12 protein-coding genes are annotated in these 16,344 nt (G+C 51.6%); 6 read left to right on the forward strand and 6 right to left on the reverse strand.

Going from position 1 to position 16,344, the window contains the following annotated elements; all coding sequences use genetic code 11:
* Positions 1–99: 99 nt before the first annotated feature.
* Positions 100–2,130 carry an alpha-amylase gene (locus GF617_RS14915; protein WP_203451993.1) on the reverse strand — a complete coding sequence of 677 codons (2,031 nt, stop codon included), beginning with the start codon at positions 2,128–2,130 and terminating at the stop codon, positions 100–102.
* Positions 2,131–2,444: 314 nt separating this feature from the next.
* On the opposite strand from GF617_RS14915, the gene GF617_RS14920 reads away from it, so the two are divergent.
* A complete protein-coding gene (locus tag GF617_RS14920) occupies positions 2,445–3,272 on the forward strand; it encodes a protein bax (RefSeq protein ID WP_203451994.1) in 828 nt (275 codons plus the stop codon).
* A gap of 45 nt (positions 3,273–3,317) precedes the next feature.
* On the opposite strand, the gene xylR is transcribed toward GF617_RS14920, so the two are convergent.
* The 4 genes from xylR to xylF form a co-directional block, all read right to left on the reverse strand.
* Positions 3,318–4,496, reverse strand: a complete 1,179-nt coding sequence (xylR, locus tag GF617_RS14925; RefSeq protein ID WP_181621757.1) for a D-xylose utilization transcriptional activator XylR — start codon at positions 4,494–4,496, stop codon at positions 3,318–3,320.
* 34 nt (positions 4,497–4,530) lie between these two features.
* Positions 4,531–5,712: a xylose ABC transporter permease XylH gene (xylH, locus tag GF617_RS14930; protein ID WP_181621758.1), complete on the reverse strand. Its 1,182-nt coding sequence runs from the start codon at positions 5,710–5,712 to the stop codon at positions 4,531–4,533.
* Positions 5,690–7,231: a xylose ABC transporter ATP-binding protein gene (locus tag GF617_RS14935; RefSeq protein WP_203451995.1), complete on the reverse strand. Its 1,542-nt coding sequence runs from the start codon at positions 7,229–7,231 to the stop codon at positions 5,690–5,692. Before GF617_RS14935 ends, xylH begins: the two co-directional genes overlap by 23 nt.
* A gap of 72 nt (positions 7,232–7,303) precedes the next feature.
* Positions 7,304–8,296, reverse strand: coding sequence for a D-xylose ABC transporter substrate-binding protein (xylF, locus tag GF617_RS14940; protein ID WP_181621760.1), 993 nt, complete (start codon positions 8,294–8,296; stop codon positions 7,304–7,306).
* 372 nt (positions 8,297–8,668) lie between these two features.
* Here xylF and xylA point away from each other — a divergent pair, with 372 nt between their 5' ends.
* Both xylA and xylB read left to right on the forward strand, forming a co-directional pair.
* Positions 8,669–9,991, forward strand: coding sequence for a xylose isomerase (gene xylA / locus GF617_RS14945; RefSeq protein WP_181621761.1), 1,323 nt, complete (start codon positions 8,669–8,671; stop codon positions 9,989–9,991).
* Positions 9,992–10,062: 71 nt separating this feature from the next.
* Positions 10,063–11,517: a xylulokinase gene (xylB, locus tag GF617_RS14950; RefSeq protein WP_203451996.1), complete on the forward strand. Its 1,455-nt coding sequence runs from the start codon at positions 10,063–10,065 to the stop codon at positions 11,515–11,517.
* 47 nt (positions 11,518–11,564) lie between these two features.
* Here xylB and GF617_RS14955 read toward each other — a convergent pair whose 3' ends face one another.
* Entirely contained in the window at positions 11,565–12,560 is a 996-nt protein-coding gene (locus GF617_RS14955; RefSeq protein WP_181621763.1) for an acyltransferase, read from the reverse strand.
* A 184-nt stretch (positions 12,561–12,744) separates the two neighbouring features.
* On the opposite strand from GF617_RS14955, the gene GF617_RS14960 reads away from it, so the two are divergent.
* From GF617_RS14960 to glyS, 3 genes are all read left to right on the forward strand, one after another.
* Positions 12,745–13,050 (forward strand): YsaB family lipoprotein, encoded by a 306-nt coding sequence (locus GF617_RS14960; protein WP_181621764.1) that lies wholly within the window; start codon positions 12,745–12,747, stop codon positions 13,048–13,050.
* A 160-nt stretch (positions 13,051–13,210) separates the two neighbouring features.
* On the forward strand, positions 13,211–14,122 hold the full coding sequence (gene glyQ, locus GF617_RS14965) for a glycine--tRNA ligase subunit alpha (RefSeq protein WP_003860141.1): 912 nt from the start codon (positions 13,211–13,213) through the stop codon (positions 14,120–14,122).
* Positions 14,123–14,131: 9 nt separating this feature from the next.
* A complete protein-coding gene (gene glyS / locus GF617_RS14970; protein WP_181621765.1) occupies positions 14,132–16,201 on the forward strand; it encodes a glycine--tRNA ligase subunit beta in 2,070 nt (689 codons plus the stop codon).
* The last annotated feature ends 143 nt before the right edge of the window (positions 16,202–16,344 follow it).

A 16,344-nucleotide genomic window follows, 5' to 3' on the forward strand; every position in this document is an offset into this window, starting at 1 on the left:
GTGGCTTGGTTTGTTGTTTTGTTTGGTTGGTTTGTATTTGTATGGTGAATTATTCTGTGACGCACCCTCTCCTCAAAAAGGAGAGGGTTAGGGGCGTGGTTACTGATTCCCCGCCCACACCACCATCGCTTTATCGCCATTGTGCTCACGCACGAAGCCATAGCCCTGCTTGAGCGATAAGGTCGTCTGCTTTCCTTCCCCTATTGCAGGATGACGAGCGCGGAATTGCCCCAGAATCTGCCAGTGGGAGACGGTTAAGGATTGCTTACCCGTAACGTCCTTCCAGTTCATGTCTGAGCGCGTTCCCTGAAGCGGGTCTGAGCCGGTTGGGCCAAACGGGCGTTCAGATTCATCTCCGTAATAGATTTGTACGCTACCCGGTGTCAGCAGAAGCAGTTCTGCTGCGCGCTGACCACCTTCGCGGAACAGACGGGTGTCGTGTGAGGAGAGATAACTCAGCACATTGAATCCCTGGAGCTTCTCTGCCATTTGCTGCCAGGTTAAATCGATATCGGCCAGGCAATCGACGGCTTTTGCTGCTTGTTCCTGGTAATCAAAATTGATCATCGCATCGAAACCGTGGCGATAATATTCGCTTTGCATCACGCCGTGCCCCCAGGATTCTCCGGTCATCCAGAAGGGCGCATCGTCGAGTTTTTTGTCCGGATTGGCCAGCTTCCAGGCGGCGAGTGCCTGGCTTGCCTGATCTTTGAGCTGCTGCCATGCCGGTAACTCGACGTGCTTCGCGGTATCCACCCGGAAACCGTCGATGCCATAGTCACGTACCCACTGGCTCAGCCAGTGAGTCAGATAATCCCTTGGGGTATACCCTGCGATCTCTTTCGCGTGTGTGTCGGGCTTATGTTGATAAAAGTTCGGCAGGCCAGAAGGTATGGTGGATTCTGTTTTTAGATCCGGTAAAAACGCCAGTGACATGGTTAAATCGTCATAGCCTGGGCTGTCGTAATCACCAATATCTGTGCGGATCCATTTCTTCCCCCACCATTTTTCCCATGCGGCTTTGTCGCTGAAATTAATGTAATCATTAAAGCTGTGCCAGCTTTGCCCGACACCGGGTTTCCAGTCAGTCCAGTGTGTGCCCAGCGTTTTTTTCAGCTCTTCACCTTGCAGATATAACGCACCAAACTGGAACTCCTGCATATCGGCAAGTGTGGCGTACCCGGTGTGATTCATGACAATGTCGAACAGGATCCGAATACCGCGCTTGTGGGCTTCATCGACCAGATGGTGCAAATCGTCTTCGTTGCCCATATTGGCGTCGAGCTTCGTCCAGTCCTGTGTGTAGTAGCCGTGATAGGCGTAGTGGGGGAAATCCCCTTTTGTTCCGCCGCCCACCCAACCGTGGATTTGCTCCAGTGGAGAGCTTATCCAGAGTGCATTGACGCCCAGTTGCTGTAAATAATCGAGCTTACTGGCCAGCCCTTTGAGGTCGCCGCCGTGGAAGGTCCCAATCTCTTGCATACCATCTTTATGCCGACCATAGCTGTTGTCGTTGGTTGGATCGCCGTTAACAAAGCGATCCGTCAGAACAAAATAGACGGTGGCATTTTGCCAGCTAAAGGAGGCTGGTTTGTCGGTTTCGGCACGTTCCAGCAGCAGTAGACCGTTGCTGTTAGCCGCAGGTTGCAGTGTGATTTTCCCGTTTTGTACCGTGGCGGTTTGTTTACTGTAGAAATCACGAACTTTTGACCCTTCCGGGAAGGTGCTACTGACCTCAATAGTTAACGGTTTCCCGTCCCACTTTGGACACTGGCGAGTGACGTTTGCGATGGGTTTTTCTGCTGTGCTTTGGATCGACAGCATTAAGGTGGGTGTCCCGGAGCGCGTGTCTACGCGCATCTGATAATCACCCTCACGGAATAAACGCCACTGTGGCGGCGTGCCTTCGCAAGGTTTAAGCGACAGCATCTCATTGAGTTTTATTGCTTCAGTAGGCTGCCAGCACGTGTTGTCAAAACTTAGCGTGAGAGGGCGCGTACCCTTCGCCAGCGTTGCATGGCTGGTGAACACCCCGGTTCCTTCAGTATGAAATGTATCAAAACCGGGGGATGTCCAGTCTGCATTTGCCATAGCGGGTAATAACAGAAGAGCCAAAGCGGAGCGTTTCATTCCATTTTCCTGTCGCGGCATTTTTGACCAGTGTGCCACCTGATTCAGGTGAAAAACTCATCCTCCGGCGCTTTCTACCCGGAGGATATGGAAGGATGAGTGATCGCGCGCAAAATTAGACAGTTATCTGCGATATCGCACACAATTTCGCGGGAATGATGGGTAAGTGAGCAACTTTTTGATGACATAGTTTCGGAATTGGACTATTTCTTTAGATGCTCTTGAAGTCTATTTTTGTTATGATTTGAGATTCCGCTCTCAAATTTGTGAAAAAAATAAGGTGTTGGAATGCTTATATCCGACCAGGAGACCTAATGATATCGACTCCCATTCGACGATTTGGGGCTACGATACTCATGTTACTCACCGTGTCATTTTCAGGTGAGGTGCTTGCGAAAACGCACACGGATACATCGAGTCACAAAGCCCACGTCATAAAGACGACGAGTAAAAGTAAGGTTAGCAGTAAACAAGAGTATTCTCGCAATAGTGCAAAGAGCAGTTCACTTCCTGATTTGCGAAAATACCCTTCCGGGACACCAAGGAAAAAAGCGTTTCTCCGGACGGTAATGCCTTATATTACAAGTCAAAATACTGCGATTACCGCAGATCGTAACTGGCTTATCTCCAAGCAGTACGATAGCCGCTGGTCGCCGTCTGAGCGTACGCGTCTGAAAGACATTGCGAAGCGCTATAAAGTGAGCTGGAACGGCAATACGCGTCGTGTTCCGTGGAACTCACTGTTAGAGCGTGTGGATATCATTCCTGGCAGCATGGTGGCGACGATGGCTGCAGCCGAGAGTGGCTGGGGGACATCAAAACTGGCCCGTAGCAATAACAACCTCTTTGGCATGAAATGCGTTAAAGGGCGTTGTAACAATGCACCAGGCGCAGTGAAAGGCTACTCGCAGTTTGAATCGGTTAAAGATTCTGTGAGCGCCTATGTGGTGAATCTGAATACGCACCCGGCTTACTCTTCGTTCCGCAAATCACGTGCTCAGTTGCGTAAGGCGGATCAGGAAGTAACGGCAAGCACCATGATCCACAAGCTGAAAGGGTACTCCACGCAGGGACAGAGCTATAACAACTACCTGTTCGCGATGTACCAGGATAACCAGCGCTTAATCGCCGCTCATATGTAATCCTCAAAAAACGCCTTCCAGTGGAAGGCGTTTTTCTTTTCTGCACTATATCAGCACTTCACTGTGGCGCTCCCGATACTCCTTGGGCGTGGTGTCATACTCTTTCTTGAACACCGAATAAAAGTACTGTAACGAAGGGTAGCCGCACATCTGTGATATTTCGTTGATCGACAGCGACGTTGAGATCAGCAAACTACGTGCTTTTTCCAGCTTCTCTGCATGGATCACGGCGTGAATGGTTTCACCCACCTCTTCTTTAAAACGTTTCTCCAGGTTGGAACGAGAAATTCCCACTGAGTCCAGCACCTGGTCGACCTTGATCCCTTTGCAGGCGTGATTGCGGATGTAATGCATAGCCTGAATAACGGCAGGGTCGTTCAGCGAACGGTAGTCGGTCGAGCGGCGCTCCACCACGCGAACCGGTGGAACCAGTAAGCGCTGGAGAGGCAACGTTTCATTGTCCAGTAATCGGTGGAGTAGTTTCGCGGCCTGGTAACCCATCTGACGCGTTCCTTGTGCCACCGATGACAGTGCCACGCGTGAGAGATAACGCGTGAGCTCTTCGTTATCGATACCAATAACGCACAGTTTTTCGGGTACAGGGATATGCAAATGTTCGCATACCTGCAACACGTGACGCGCACGGGCATCTGTCACGGCAATAATCCCGGTTTGTGGCGGTAGCGTTTGCAGCCAGTCGGCCAGGCGGTTTTGCGCGTGCTGCCAGTTTTCAGGGGCGGTTTCCAGCCCCTGATACACCACGCCACGGTACTTTTCTTTGGCAACTAACTGACAGAAAGCGTACTCGCGTTCCATTGCCCAGCGTTTACCGCTTGAGGATGGCAGGCCATAAAAAGCAAAGCGATGTACCCCTTTCTCCTTCAAATGCAAAAAGGCACTTTCGACCAGGGCATGATTATCGGTGGCAATGTAGTGAACCGGTGGATAATGTTCTGGTGTGTGATAAGAGCCGCCGACGCCTACGATGGGGACCTCGACGTCAGCGAGAAGCCGCTCGATAATGGGATCGTCATAATCTGCGATGACGCCATCGCCAAGCCAGTCCCTGATGTTTTCAAGGCGAGTCCGGAAATCTTCTTCGATGAAGATATCCCACTCGGATTGCGACGCCTGCAAATATTCGCCAACCCCTTCAACGACCTGACGATCGTAGGCTTTGTTAGCATTGAATAACAATGTAATGCGGTGACGCTTCTCGAACATGGCTGACTTTCCCAAATAAGTGGCAACGCGGTGTTCATGCCCGTCGCTTGGTTGCGGAATCCATCCAGACCGCCAGCAACAGAATGGCTCCTTTGACGATATACTGCCAGAAGGTCGGAACATCCATCATACTCATTCCGTTGTCCAGCGACGCCATAATAAATGCGCCCATCACAGCCCCTGCAACACTGCCTACACCGCCTGCGAGGCTGGTTCCACCAATCACGCAGGCGGCGATGGCATCCAGCTCCGCGATGTTACCTGCAGACGGTGAACCTGCCCCCAGACGTGAGCTAAGAATTAACCCTGCAATAGCCACCATCAGGCCATTGATTGCAAAGACGGCGAGTTTGGTGCGTTCAACATTAATGCCTGACAGGCGAGCAGCTTCGAGATTGCCGCCGATGGCATAAATGCGACGACCAAATGCAGTGCGGGTAGCCATAAACATCCCCGCCAGCAGTAAAAGTGCCAGCAGTAGCACAGGGGTAGGAACACCACGATAATCATTCAGCAACCAGATAGCTCCCAGCACGATGATGGCGGTGATGGCCTGGCGTCCAACAACCGCTGTAGATGCAGGAGAGGCTAGCCCCAGAGCCTGACGGCGCATTCGCCCGCGCCACTGCCAGGCAACAAACGCCATTAAACCGATCACGCCCAGCGTAAATCCGACACCATCAGAGAGGTAGCTCTGACCAATTTGCGACATGGATGCGCTGGTGGGCGATACGGTTGTGCCATTGGTGATCCCAATCAACACTCCCCGGAATGCCAGCATCCCCGCAAGGGTGACAATAAATGAGGGGACTTTACGATATGCCACCCACCAGCCATTCCACGCACCAAGCAACAGGCCCAGTATCAGTGTGACGACAATTGTCAGGGGCAGCGGCCAGCCGAGCCACACGTCAAAAATAGCCGCGACGCCACCGAGTAAGCCCATCATTGACCCTACGGAAAGATCGATTTCGGCTGAAATAATAACGAACACCATCCCCACAGCCAGAATGCCGGTAATCGCGGTCTGGCGAAGCAGGTTAGAAACGTTGCGTGCGCTCAGGTAGGAGCCATCGGTCATCCAGGTGAAGAACAACATAATGGCAATGATCGCCGCGATCATCACGAAGACCTGTAAATTGAGCGTCTTAAGCCCAGAGAAGGCACTGCCCATTGGAACAGCGGCTTTGATATCAGGCGGATTGCTTTTCGACATGGCGTTCGCTCCTTAATGCGGCTTCCATCACCTTCTCCTGCGTCAGGTTTTGGTTGTTCAGATTGGCTTTAAGCTTCCCTTCGTGCATGACCAGCACCCGATCGCTCAGGCCCAGCACTTCAGGTAGCTCAGACGAGATGACAATGACGGCAATGCCTTGCTGCGCGAGCTGATTAATCAGTTTGTAGATTTCGTATTTCGCGCCGATATCAATTCCGCGCGTAGGTTCATCCAGGATCAATATTCGGGGATTGAGCAACAGGCATCGCGCCAGTATCGCTTTCTGCTGATTGCCGCCGCTCAAACGTCCAATGGCCAGCTCGGGAGAGGAGGTCTTAACCTTGAGGCGTGTTAACGACTGAAGAATACAGTGCTGCTCTGCGGCATCGTCCAGGCTACTTAGCGCCCCTGAAAACTGGTCAAGTGCTGCCAGTGTGATGTTTTTCCCGACAGCCATAACCGGCACGATGCCGTCTTTTTTACGATCTTCAGGGACCATGGCGATACCCTGCGCAATCGCCTGCTGGCAGGAGTGGATATGAACCTGCTGCCCATCAATATGGATTTTGCCCTCCCAACGCCCAGGCCATACGCCAAACAGGCACTGTACAGCTTCGGTTCGCCCCGCACCGACTAAACCGGCAATTCCCAGGATCTCACCGCGATGAAGCGAAAAAGAGATGTCGTTAACACGCTTGATATGGCGGTTAACGGGATGCCATGCCGTCAGATTTTCAACGCGTAAGATCTCGTCTCCGATGGTGTGAGGTTCATTAGGATATAACGCGGTTAGCTCACGGCCGACCATCATCGTGATGATGTCATCTTCGCTCATGCCCGACGCAGTACGCGTCCCGATATGCTGCCCATCGCGTATCACGCAGATGGTGTCAGAAATGGCTTTGACTTCGTTGAGCTTGTGGGAAATGTAGATGCAAGCGATGCCGTGGTTTTGCAGATCGCGGATGATATTGAGCAGAACGGCGGTCTCCTGCTCTGTAAGTGATGCGGTCGGCTCATCAAGGATCAGCAAGCGAACCTGTTTGTTCAGCGCCTTGGCAATTTCGACCAGTTGCTGCTGACCGAGGCCCAGGTCACCTACGCGTGTGTCGGGGGAAATCGACAGGCTTACCTGAGCCAGCAGTTTTTCGCAGCGTAGCGTCATGGTGTCGTAATCAAGCACGCCATAACGTGAAATCTCTGCCCCCAGGAAGATATTTTCCAGCACCGTGAGGTGCTTCACCAGCGCCAGTTCCTGGTGAATGATGGCGATACCTTTGCGTTCGGTATCACGGATGTGCGTGGCTTGTATGACTTCACCGGCAAAAACAATTTCACCATCGTAACTGCCGTGAGGGTAGATCCCACAAAGCACCTTCATCAGTGTGGATTTACCGGAACCATTTTCACCACACAGTGAAACAACTTCACCAGGATTCAGGCGCAGGCTAACGTTATCGACAGCTTTCACCGCGCCAAAGGCCTTGGTGATACTTTTCATTTCAAGTAAGTAAGGCATAACTGCTCCACGTGACCCGAAGGAAGAACAGCACAAGTCGATGCGCCCCTGCAGTGCAGGGGCAGCGCTGGATTACAGTTCACTCTTTTTATGGAAACCGTCTTTAATCACGGTGGCGTCAATATTCTCTTTATTGACTTCAATTGGAGTAAGCAGACGAGCCGGCACATCTTTCAATCCATTGTTCAGCGAGGCATCTGCTTTAGGTTGTTTACCATTGCCTAATTCAACGGCTATTTCTGCTGCGGTATTCGCAAGCTCGGTAATAGGTTTATAGACCGTCATTGTCTGTGTACCGGCAATAATGCGCTTCACGCCTGCGAGATCGGCATCCTGGCCTGAAATAGCGACTTTTCCGGCAAGACCTTGTGCGCTGAGCGCCTGAATTGCCCCGCCTGCCGTTGCATCGTTGGAGGCGACGACCGCATCAATTTTGTTATTGTTGGCCGTTAATGCGTTCTCCATAATTTTCAGCGCATTTTCAGGCAGCCAGCCATCGGCCCATTGGTCGCCAACTACTTTAATTTTCCCGTCGTCGATAAAGGGCTTGAGAACTTTCATCTGGCCTTCGCGGAATAATTTGGCGTTGTTATCAACAGGCGAGCCACCCATCAGGAAATAATTTCCTTGTGGCACTTTGTTAACCAGGCTTTGTGCCTGTAGCTCACCCACTTTTTCGTTATCAAAGGAAATGTAATAATCAATATCGGCGTTATTAATCATTCGGTCATAGGCTAAAACTTTAATGCCTTCTTGTTTCGCCTCTTTAACAACATTACTTAACACCTGGCCGTTATAAGGAATAATGACCAGAACATCGACGCCACGGTTGATCATATTTTCAATTTGTGACATTTGCGTTTCTTCATTGCCGTTAGCCGACTGAACAAACACACTTGCGCCGAGCGATTCGGCTTTCTTCACAAAAATATCGCGATCTTTTTGCCAGCGTTCAAGACGCAGATCATCAATGGCCATGCCAATTTTTACTTCTTTAGCATGCCCGGTGAAGCTTGCAAGCAGGAGAGTAGTGCAGAGAGTAAGGGACAGATTCTTTATCTTCATAATTATAGTGCCTTTTGTAGGGTTATGTTGCTGCTGAGATAAAAGAAACATTCACTGCTGTAGACGCAGCAAATTTTTAACGTGGAATGGCTGGCTGGCAATTACAGATTTTTATCTTCTCATTATGATATTTGGTTTATTTCTGAATTTATGACCGCGATCTGATTTTAAAATGCGTAACTTACTAATTACATACGAATCTGGAATAAGTGCCGAGAAATAGTTCGCTTGCGCATTATTTTGAGAGCCAGCGCACATTTGCGTATTCTCTCAATAGCAGTGTGAAATAACGTAATTGAGCAAGCGCGAATGTGTATTCACTATTACTTAAGTCTCGACTACTCGCCGCATCCCTTGATTATGGAGCTGAATATGCAAGCTTATTTTGACCAACTTGATCGCGTTCGTTACGAAGGCCCAAAATCCACCAACCCTTTAGCATTTCGTCACTACAATCCGGACGAGTTGGTGCTGGGTAAGCGTATGGAAGATCATCTGCGCTTTGCCGCCTGTTACTGGCATACCTTCTGCTGGAATGGGGCCGATATGTTCGGTGTGGGCTCCTTTAATCGTCCATGGCAGCAGCCAGGTGAAGCGCTTGAGCTGGCGAAACGTAAAGCCGATGTCGCGTTCGAGTTTTTCCACAAACTGAATGTGCCGTATTACTGCTTCCACGATGTGGATGTGTCGCCAGAAGGAGCGTCGCTGAAAGAGTATCTGAATAACTTCGCCCAGATGGTTGACGTGTTGGCTGAAAAACAACAGCAAAGTGGCGTGAAGCTACTGTGGGGCACGGCAAACTGCTTCACCAACCCACGCTACGGCGCGGGTGCGGCGACTAATCCTGACCCTGAAGTGTTCAGTTGGGCCAGCACGCAGGTTGTCACTGCCATGAATGCCACGCACCAACTGGGGGGCGAAAACTACGTACTTTGGGGGGGGCGTGAAGGCTATGAAACGCTGCTCAACACCGACCTGCGCCAGGAACGCGAACAGATTGGCCGCTTTATGCAGATGGTGGTCGACCATAAACACAAAATTGGTTTCCGTGGCACGCTGCTGATTGAGCCGAAACCGCAAGAGCCGACCAAGCATCAATATGATTATGACGTTGCCACCGTATACGGCTTCCTGAAGCAGTTTGGTCTGGAAAAAGAGATCAAAGTGAACATCGAAGCTAACCACGCCACGCTTGCAGGCCACTCATTCCATCACGAAATTGCCTCTGCCATTGCGCTGGGCATCTTTGGTTCTGTCGATGCGAACCGTGGTGATGCCCAGTTGGGCTGGGATACCGATCAGTTCCCGAATAGCGTTGAAGAGAATGCGCTGGTGATGTACGAAATTATCAAAGCGGGTGGTTTCACGACCGGCGGCCTCAACTTTGATGCCAAAGTCCGCCGCCAGAGCACCGATAAATATGATCTGTTCTACGGACATATTGGCGCGATGGATACTATGGCGCTGGCGCTGAAAGTGGCTGCTCGGATGATTGAAGATGGCGAACTGGATAAACGTGTAGCGAAGCGTTACAGCGGCTGGAACAGTGAGCTGGGACAGCAAATTTTGAAAGGTCAGTTATCCCTTGCGGACATTGCGAAGTACGCTGAGCAACACAACCTGGCCCCACAGCACCAGAGTGGACATCAGGAACTGCTCGAGAACCTGGTGAACCATTATCTGTTCGACAAATAATGAATAGTTAAGACGTAGTCAGGCCCGGCAGCGTCACGCTACCGGGCATTTCTGTAAAAGGAGTCACCGCAATGTATATCGGGATTGATCTTGGCACATCGGGTGTGAAAGCCATCCTGCTGAGCGAGCAGGGCGACGTGTTGGCAACACAAACAGAAAAGCTGAATGTTTCACGCCCACATCCGTTATGGTCGGAGCAGGACCCGGAACAGTGGTGGTTGGCAACGGATCGTGCAATCAAGGCTCTCAGCGAGCAACACAGCCTGCGTGAGGTAAAAGCGCTGGGCATTGCCGGGCAAATGCATGGTGCAACATTGCTGGATAACCAGCATCGCGTGCTACGGCCCGCGATCTTATGGAACGATGGCCGTTGTGGCGAAGAGTGCGCGATCCTTGAAGAGCGCGTGCCGACGTCCCGTGATATCACGGGGAACCTGATGATGCCGGGGTTTACTGCACCTAAGTTACTTTGGGTACAACGGCATGAACCGGATATTTTCCGACAAGTCGCGAAGGTCCTGTTGCCGAAGGATTATCTGCGTTTTCGCATGACGGGTGATTTTGCCAGCGATATGTCTGATGCCGCAGGGACGATGTGGCTTGATGTCTCTAAACGTGACTGGAGCGAGGCGATGCTTGCGGCCTGTCACCTGACTCGGGATCATATGCCTGCACTTTTTGAAGGCTGCGACATCACGGGCACGTTACAGGCGGCTATTGCCGAACGCTGGAATATACCTGCCGTACCGGTTGTTGCTGGTGGCGGTGATAATGCGGCGGGCGCGGTTGGTGTGGGGATGGTTGACGCCGGGCAAGCGATGCTCTCACTCGGGACTTCCGGTGTCTATTTTGCGGTCAGCGACGGTTATCGCAGTAACCCTGACAGTGCCGTTCACAGCTTTTGCCATGCTCTTCCAGGCAAATGGCACTTGATGTCAGTAATGCTGAGTGCCGCATCTTGCCTGGACTGGGCAGCGAAACTCACCGGCATGGCGGATGTGCCAGCGCTGATATCAGCTGCGCAGCAGGCGGATGAGTCTGCCGGCGCCGTATGGTTCTTACCTTATCTTTCTGGAGAGCGCACGCCGCATAATAATCCTGAAGCGAAAGGTGTTTTTTTTGGCTTAACACACCAGCATGGTCCTGCCGAGTTAGCACGAGCCGTCCTTGAAGGTGTGGGCTATGCACTGGCTGACGGGATGGATGTGGTCCATGACTGTGGGCTGAAACCTTCGAGTATCACCCTGATTGGTGGGGGGGCGCGGAGCAGTTACTGGCGACAGATGTTGTCAGATATTAGCGGATTGCAGCTTGATTATCGTACGGGGGGAGATGTCGGGCCTGCACTGGGAGCCGCCAGATTGGCACAAATCGCCATTCACCCTGATCAACCGCTTGCTGAGTTATTGCCACAGTTGCCGCTGGAGCAGCGTCATCAGCCCGATGTGTCCCGTCATGCCTGCTACGCTGAACGGCGAGATGTTTTCCGCAGAATTTATCAGCAGCTATTACCTCTGATGTCCTGAAAAACAGATCCCGACAGAACGTATCTGTCGGGATCGTTATGAAAAAACTAACTCACAAACCGGCGTGCATCGACGCGTTGCAGCAGCATCGACAACAGTAAACTGACAATAAGCGTGACGGAAAAAATCCAGGCGATATCCAGTATTGGCCAGCTTTTGAACTCAACACCTTGTGTACGCAGGGCGTGGATCACCAGGGCATGAAAACCGTAAATGCCCAGAGAATGGCGTGAGATAAAACCCAGAACAGGAAGTGGGCGTTCGTTTAGCGTGTTTTTGGCAAGGATCAGCAGTGACACCGCGCAGATAAAGACCACTGGACCACAATAAAGATACCAGGTATCGGCAAAGTTGCCGCGCCATTGCAGCTCATAAAGCGTCCCGCGCGAAATAATAAATACGCCGATGATAAACAACGAGGCACAAATTCCGTTCAGCCAGGGTTTACGCGTCTCCATCATCCCAATCGCCCTGCCCAGCATGCCGTACAGCACGTAGTAAAACGTATCGCCGCTGATATAGAGGTTGACGGGCAACCACTCAAAGCCGCCGATTTTTTGCGAAAGCGTGTTGGGATTCGCCACTACGCCAATCACGACCATCAGCGCCAGCAGCATTTTTCCGCTCACTTTTTTTACCTGAATCAGCGGTGAAACCAGGTAGATAACGATAATGGCGAAGAAAAACCACAGGTGATAGAACACCGGCTTTTGCAGCAGCAGTTTCAGTGACAATCCGGCATTAATTGGGGTAAACAGCAGGATATAGAGGAGAGCAACCGCGCTGTAAAAAAGCAGGCATGAGGCAATACGTGCGAAATGTCTGGGGCGGGCACTCCGTTCGCCAAAAAAGAGAAAACCGGAGATCATAAAGAACAGCGGCACACTGACACGAGAGGCAGAGTTCAGCACATTGGCGATATCCCAGTTAACGTGACTGATACTGTGCGCGTTGGTGACATACCAGGTTGTGGTATGGATCATGACGACCATCAGACACGCAATGCCTCGCAGGTTATCAATCCAGTTAATTTTTGACTGCATCAGTTCCTCTATGTCTTTTATAAATACAGTGTGACTGTCATTGTGTGATCGTCTTTCACTGGATAATTCCGAGTTTTATTTTGCGGGCTTGTATGAGGGCCACGAGATTCGCAGAATGCGAAGCCGTAATCTATAAAGACGTTGATACTAAAAATAACAGCCAGAGACCAGGGCAGTGATAAAAATGATGATGAAGCGCACGGTGTCACTCTTTCTACTGACCCTGCTTGCCGGATGCAGTGCTTCGCAAGAGGTTCCGGTACAAAAAGCACAACAAGGAAAAGTGAGTGTGAAACGCTCTTTGGATATGGAGCAATTGTGTAAAGATCAGGCTGCCTACCGCTATAACACCGGTTTGAAGAAGATCGATGTCACCGGGTTTGAACAGTTTCAGGGGAGCTATGAGATGCGGGGCTATACATCCCGTAAAGAGGGCTTTGTCTGCTCTTTTGATTCGGATGGTCAGTTTTTACATCTCTCTATGCGCTAACGTGTAGGTGCACACATCGGCCAGATCCCTTATGTACTCTGGCTGAAAGGCTTATTTCCCAATTTTCCCTAAACAAACCCGTTTCGTACTGTATATCTTGCAGTCAGCGGGTATACTGATCCCTTCCATTTAAAACCACACGTATCCAGCACGACATACTATGCAAAAGTTTGATACCAAGACCTTTCAGGGCCTGATCCTGACCTTACAGGATTACTGGGCTCGCCAGGGCTGTACCATTGTTCAACCTTTGGACATGGAAGTAGGCGCAGGCACTTCACACCCGATGACCAGCTTACGTGCGTTGGGGCCAGAACCGATGGCAACCGCCTATGTGCAGCCATCCCGCCGTCCTACTGATGGCCGTTATGGCGAAAACCCAAACCGTCTGCAGCACTACTATCAGTTCCAGGTGGTGATTAAGCCTTCTCCGGATAATATTCAGGAACTGTACCTCGGATCGCTGAAAGAGCTGGGTATGGACCCAACCATTCACGACATTCGTTTCGTGGAAGATAACTGGGAAAACCCAACGCTGGGCGCATGGGGTCTGGGTTGGGAAGTGTGGCTGAACGGTATGGAAGTGACGCAGTTCACCTACTTCCAGCAGGTTGGTGGTCTGGAATGTAAGCCAATTACGGGTGAAATCACCTACGGTCTGGAACGTCTGGCCATGTACATTCAGGGCGTAGACAGCGTTTACGACCTGGTCTGGAGCGACGGTCCGTTGGGTAAAACCACCTACGGCGACGTGTTCCATCAGAACGAAGTGGAGCAATCCACCTATAACTTCGAATACGCGGATGTGGACTTCCTGTTCACCTGCTTCGAGCAGTACGAGAAAGAAGCGCAGCAGTTGCTGGCGCTGGAAACTCCGCTGCCGCTGCCAGCCTACGAGCGTATTCTGAAGGCCGCCCACAGCTTCAACCTGCTGGACGCCCGCAAAGCGATCTCCGTGACTGAACGTCAGCGTTATATTCTGCGTATTCGTACGCTGACCAAAGCCGTTGCAGAAGCTTACTACGCGTCCCGTGAAGCCCTTGGCTTCCCGATGTGCAACCGAAACAAATAAGAGGCGGCGATGTCTGAGAAAACTTTCCTGGTGGAAATTGGTACTGAAGAGTTGCCACCAAAAGCCCTGCGCAGCCTGGCGGAATCTTTTGCTGCGAACGTGACTGCGGAGCTGGATAACGCTGGCCTCGCTCACGGTAATGTTGAATGGTTTGCGGCTCCACGCCGTCTGGCGCTGAAAGTGGCAAACCTTGCTGCGTCTCAGCCCGACCGTGAAGTTGAAAAACGCGGCCCGGCGATTGCCCAGGCGTTCGACGCTAGCGGTCACCCGAGCAAAGCGGCAGAAGGTTGGGCACGTGGTTGCGGGATCACCGTTGACCAGGCCGAACGTCTGACTACCGATAAAGGTGAATGGCTGCTGTACCGTGCTCATGTGAAAGGTGAAAGCGCTGAAGCGTTGCTGCCAAACATGATTGCGACGTCCCTGGCGAAATTGCCGATCCCGAAACTGATGCGCTGGGGCGACTCCGATGTGCATTTCGTACGTCCTGTGCACACCGTGACGCTGCTGCTGGGTGATACCGTTATTCCTGCCACCATTCTGGGTGTTGCGTCCGATCGTGTGATCCGCGGCCACCGTTTTATGGGCGAGCCAGAGTTCACCATCGATAATGCCGATCAGTATCCTGCTATCCTGCTGGAACGCGGTAAAGTCATTGCTGACTACGAACTGCGTAAAGCCAAAATCAAAGCGGACGCTGAAGAAGCGGCACGTAAAATCGGTGGTAACGCCGATCTGAGTGAAAGCCTGCTGGAAGAAGTGACCTCTCTGGTTGAATGGCCGGTTGTGCTGACGGCGAAATTCGAAGAGAAGTTCCTCGCGGTTCCTGCTGAAGCGCTGGTTTACACCATGAAGGGTGACCAGAAATACTTCCCGGTTTACGCTAACGACGGCAAACTGCTGCCAAACTTCATCTTTGTGGCCAACATTGAGTCCAAAGATCCGGTACAGATTATCTCCGGTAACGAAAAAGTGGTTCGCCCACGTCTGGCGGATGCGGAGTTCTTCTTTAACACCGACCGTAAAAAACGTCTGGAAGATCACCTGCCACGTCTGCAGACCGTATTGTTCCAGCAACAACTGGGTACGCTGCGTGACAAAACGGACCGTATCGCGGAGTTGTCTGGCTGGATCGCACGTGAAATCGGCGCAGACGTTAATCACGCCACCCGTGCTGGTTTGCTGTCCAAATGCGACCTGATGACCAACATGGTGTTCGAGTTTACGGATACTCAGGGTGTGATGGGCATGCACTATGCTCGTCACGATGGCGAAGCAGAAGATGTCGCTGTTGCGCTGAACGAGCAGTATCAGCCGCGCTTTGCGGGTGATGATCTGCCGTCTAACCCGGTAGCCTGTGCAGTGGCGATTGCCGATAAGATGGACACCCTGGCGGGTATCTTCGGTATCGGTCAGCATCCGAAAGGGGACAAAGACCCGTTCGCGCTGCGTCGTGCCGCACTGGGTGTGCTGCGTATCATCGTTGAGAAGAACCTGAACCTCGATCTTCAGACCCTGACGGAAGAAGCTGTACGCCTGTACGGCGACAAGCTGACGAATGCTAACGTTGTGGATGATGTTATCGACTTTATGCTGGGTCGCTTCCGTGCCTGGTATCAGGACGAAGGTTACACTGTCGATATTATTCAGGCGGTACTGGCACGTCGCCCAACCCGTCCGGCAGATTTCGATGCGCGTATGAAGGCGGTTTCGCATTTCCGTACTCTGGAAGCGGCATCCGCGCTGGCTGCGGCTAACAAGCGTGTTTCCAACATTCTGGCAAAATCCGACGAGACTCTGAACGAGCGTGTGAACGCTGCGACGCTGAAAGAGCCGGAAGAGATTGCTCTGGCGATGCAGGTTGTTGTGCTGCGCGATAAGCTAGAGCCATACTTCGCGGAAGGCCGCTACCAGGAAGCGCTGGTTGAACTGGCTGAACTGCGTGATGTTATCGACGCCTTCTTTGAGAAAGTGATGGTAAACGTAGAAGATAAAGATCTGCGTATTAACCGTCTCTCTATGCTCGAAAAACTGCGTGAATTGTTCCTGCGCGTGGCGGATATTTCATTGCTGCAGTAATGTTTGCGATACTCTAAAAAACCCGCTTCGGCGGGTTTTTTGTTGTCACCCTTAAACCACCTCCTAGGGAGGTGGTGATTGCTCCTGTAAGGCTATAGCCTGAAGAATGCCCATGCCGGAATATCTCTGCTTACTCACCACAA

This window comes from Lelliottia sp. RWM.1, from assembly GCF_016859735.1.
GTDB lineage: Bacteria > Pseudomonadota > Gammaproteobacteria > Enterobacterales > Enterobacteriaceae > Enterobacter.

What these genes read in the sequence shown, in the direction of transcription:
- GF617_RS14915 (WP_203451993.1), bottom strand. Translation starts at nt 2,130, where the DNA reads ATGAAACGCTCCGCTTTGGCTCTTCTGTTATTACCCGCTATGGCAAAT.
- GF617_RS14920 (WP_203451994.1), top strand. Translation starts at nt 2,445, where the DNA reads ATGATATCGACTCCCATTCGACGATTTGGGGCTACGATACTCATGTTA.
- xylR (WP_181621757.1), bottom strand. Translation starts at nt 4,496, where the DNA reads ATGTTCGAGAAGCGTCACCGCATTACATTGTTATTCAATGCTAACAAA.
- xylH (WP_181621758.1), bottom strand. Translation starts at nt 5,712, where the DNA reads ATGTCGAAAAGCAATCCGCCTGATATCAAAGCCGCTGTTCCAATGGGC.
- GF617_RS14935 (WP_203451995.1), bottom strand. Translation starts at nt 7,231, where the DNA reads ATGCCTTACTTACTTGAAATGAAAAGTATCACCAAGGCCTTTGGCGCG.
- xylF (WP_181621760.1), bottom strand. Translation starts at nt 8,296, where the DNA reads ATGAAGATAAAGAATCTGTCCCTTACTCTCTGCACTACTCTCCTGCTT.
- xylA (WP_181621761.1), top strand. Translation starts at nt 8,669, where the DNA reads ATGCAAGCTTATTTTGACCAACTTGATCGCGTTCGTTACGAAGGCCCA.
- xylB (WP_203451996.1), top strand. Translation starts at nt 10,063, where the DNA reads ATGTATATCGGGATTGATCTTGGCACATCGGGTGTGAAAGCCATCCTG.
- GF617_RS14955 (WP_181621763.1), bottom strand. Translation starts at nt 12,560, where the DNA reads ATGCAGTCAAAAATTAACTGGATTGATAACCTGCGAGGCATTGCGTGT.
- GF617_RS14960 (WP_181621764.1), top strand. Translation starts at nt 12,745, where the DNA reads ATGATGATGAAGCGCACGGTGTCACTCTTTCTACTGACCCTGCTTGCC.
- glyQ (WP_003860141.1), top strand. Translation starts at nt 13,211, where the DNA reads ATGCAAAAGTTTGATACCAAGACCTTTCAGGGCCTGATCCTGACCTTA.
- glyS (WP_181621765.1), top strand. Translation starts at nt 14,132, where the DNA reads ATGTCTGAGAAAACTTTCCTGGTGGAAATTGGTACTGAAGAGTTGCCA.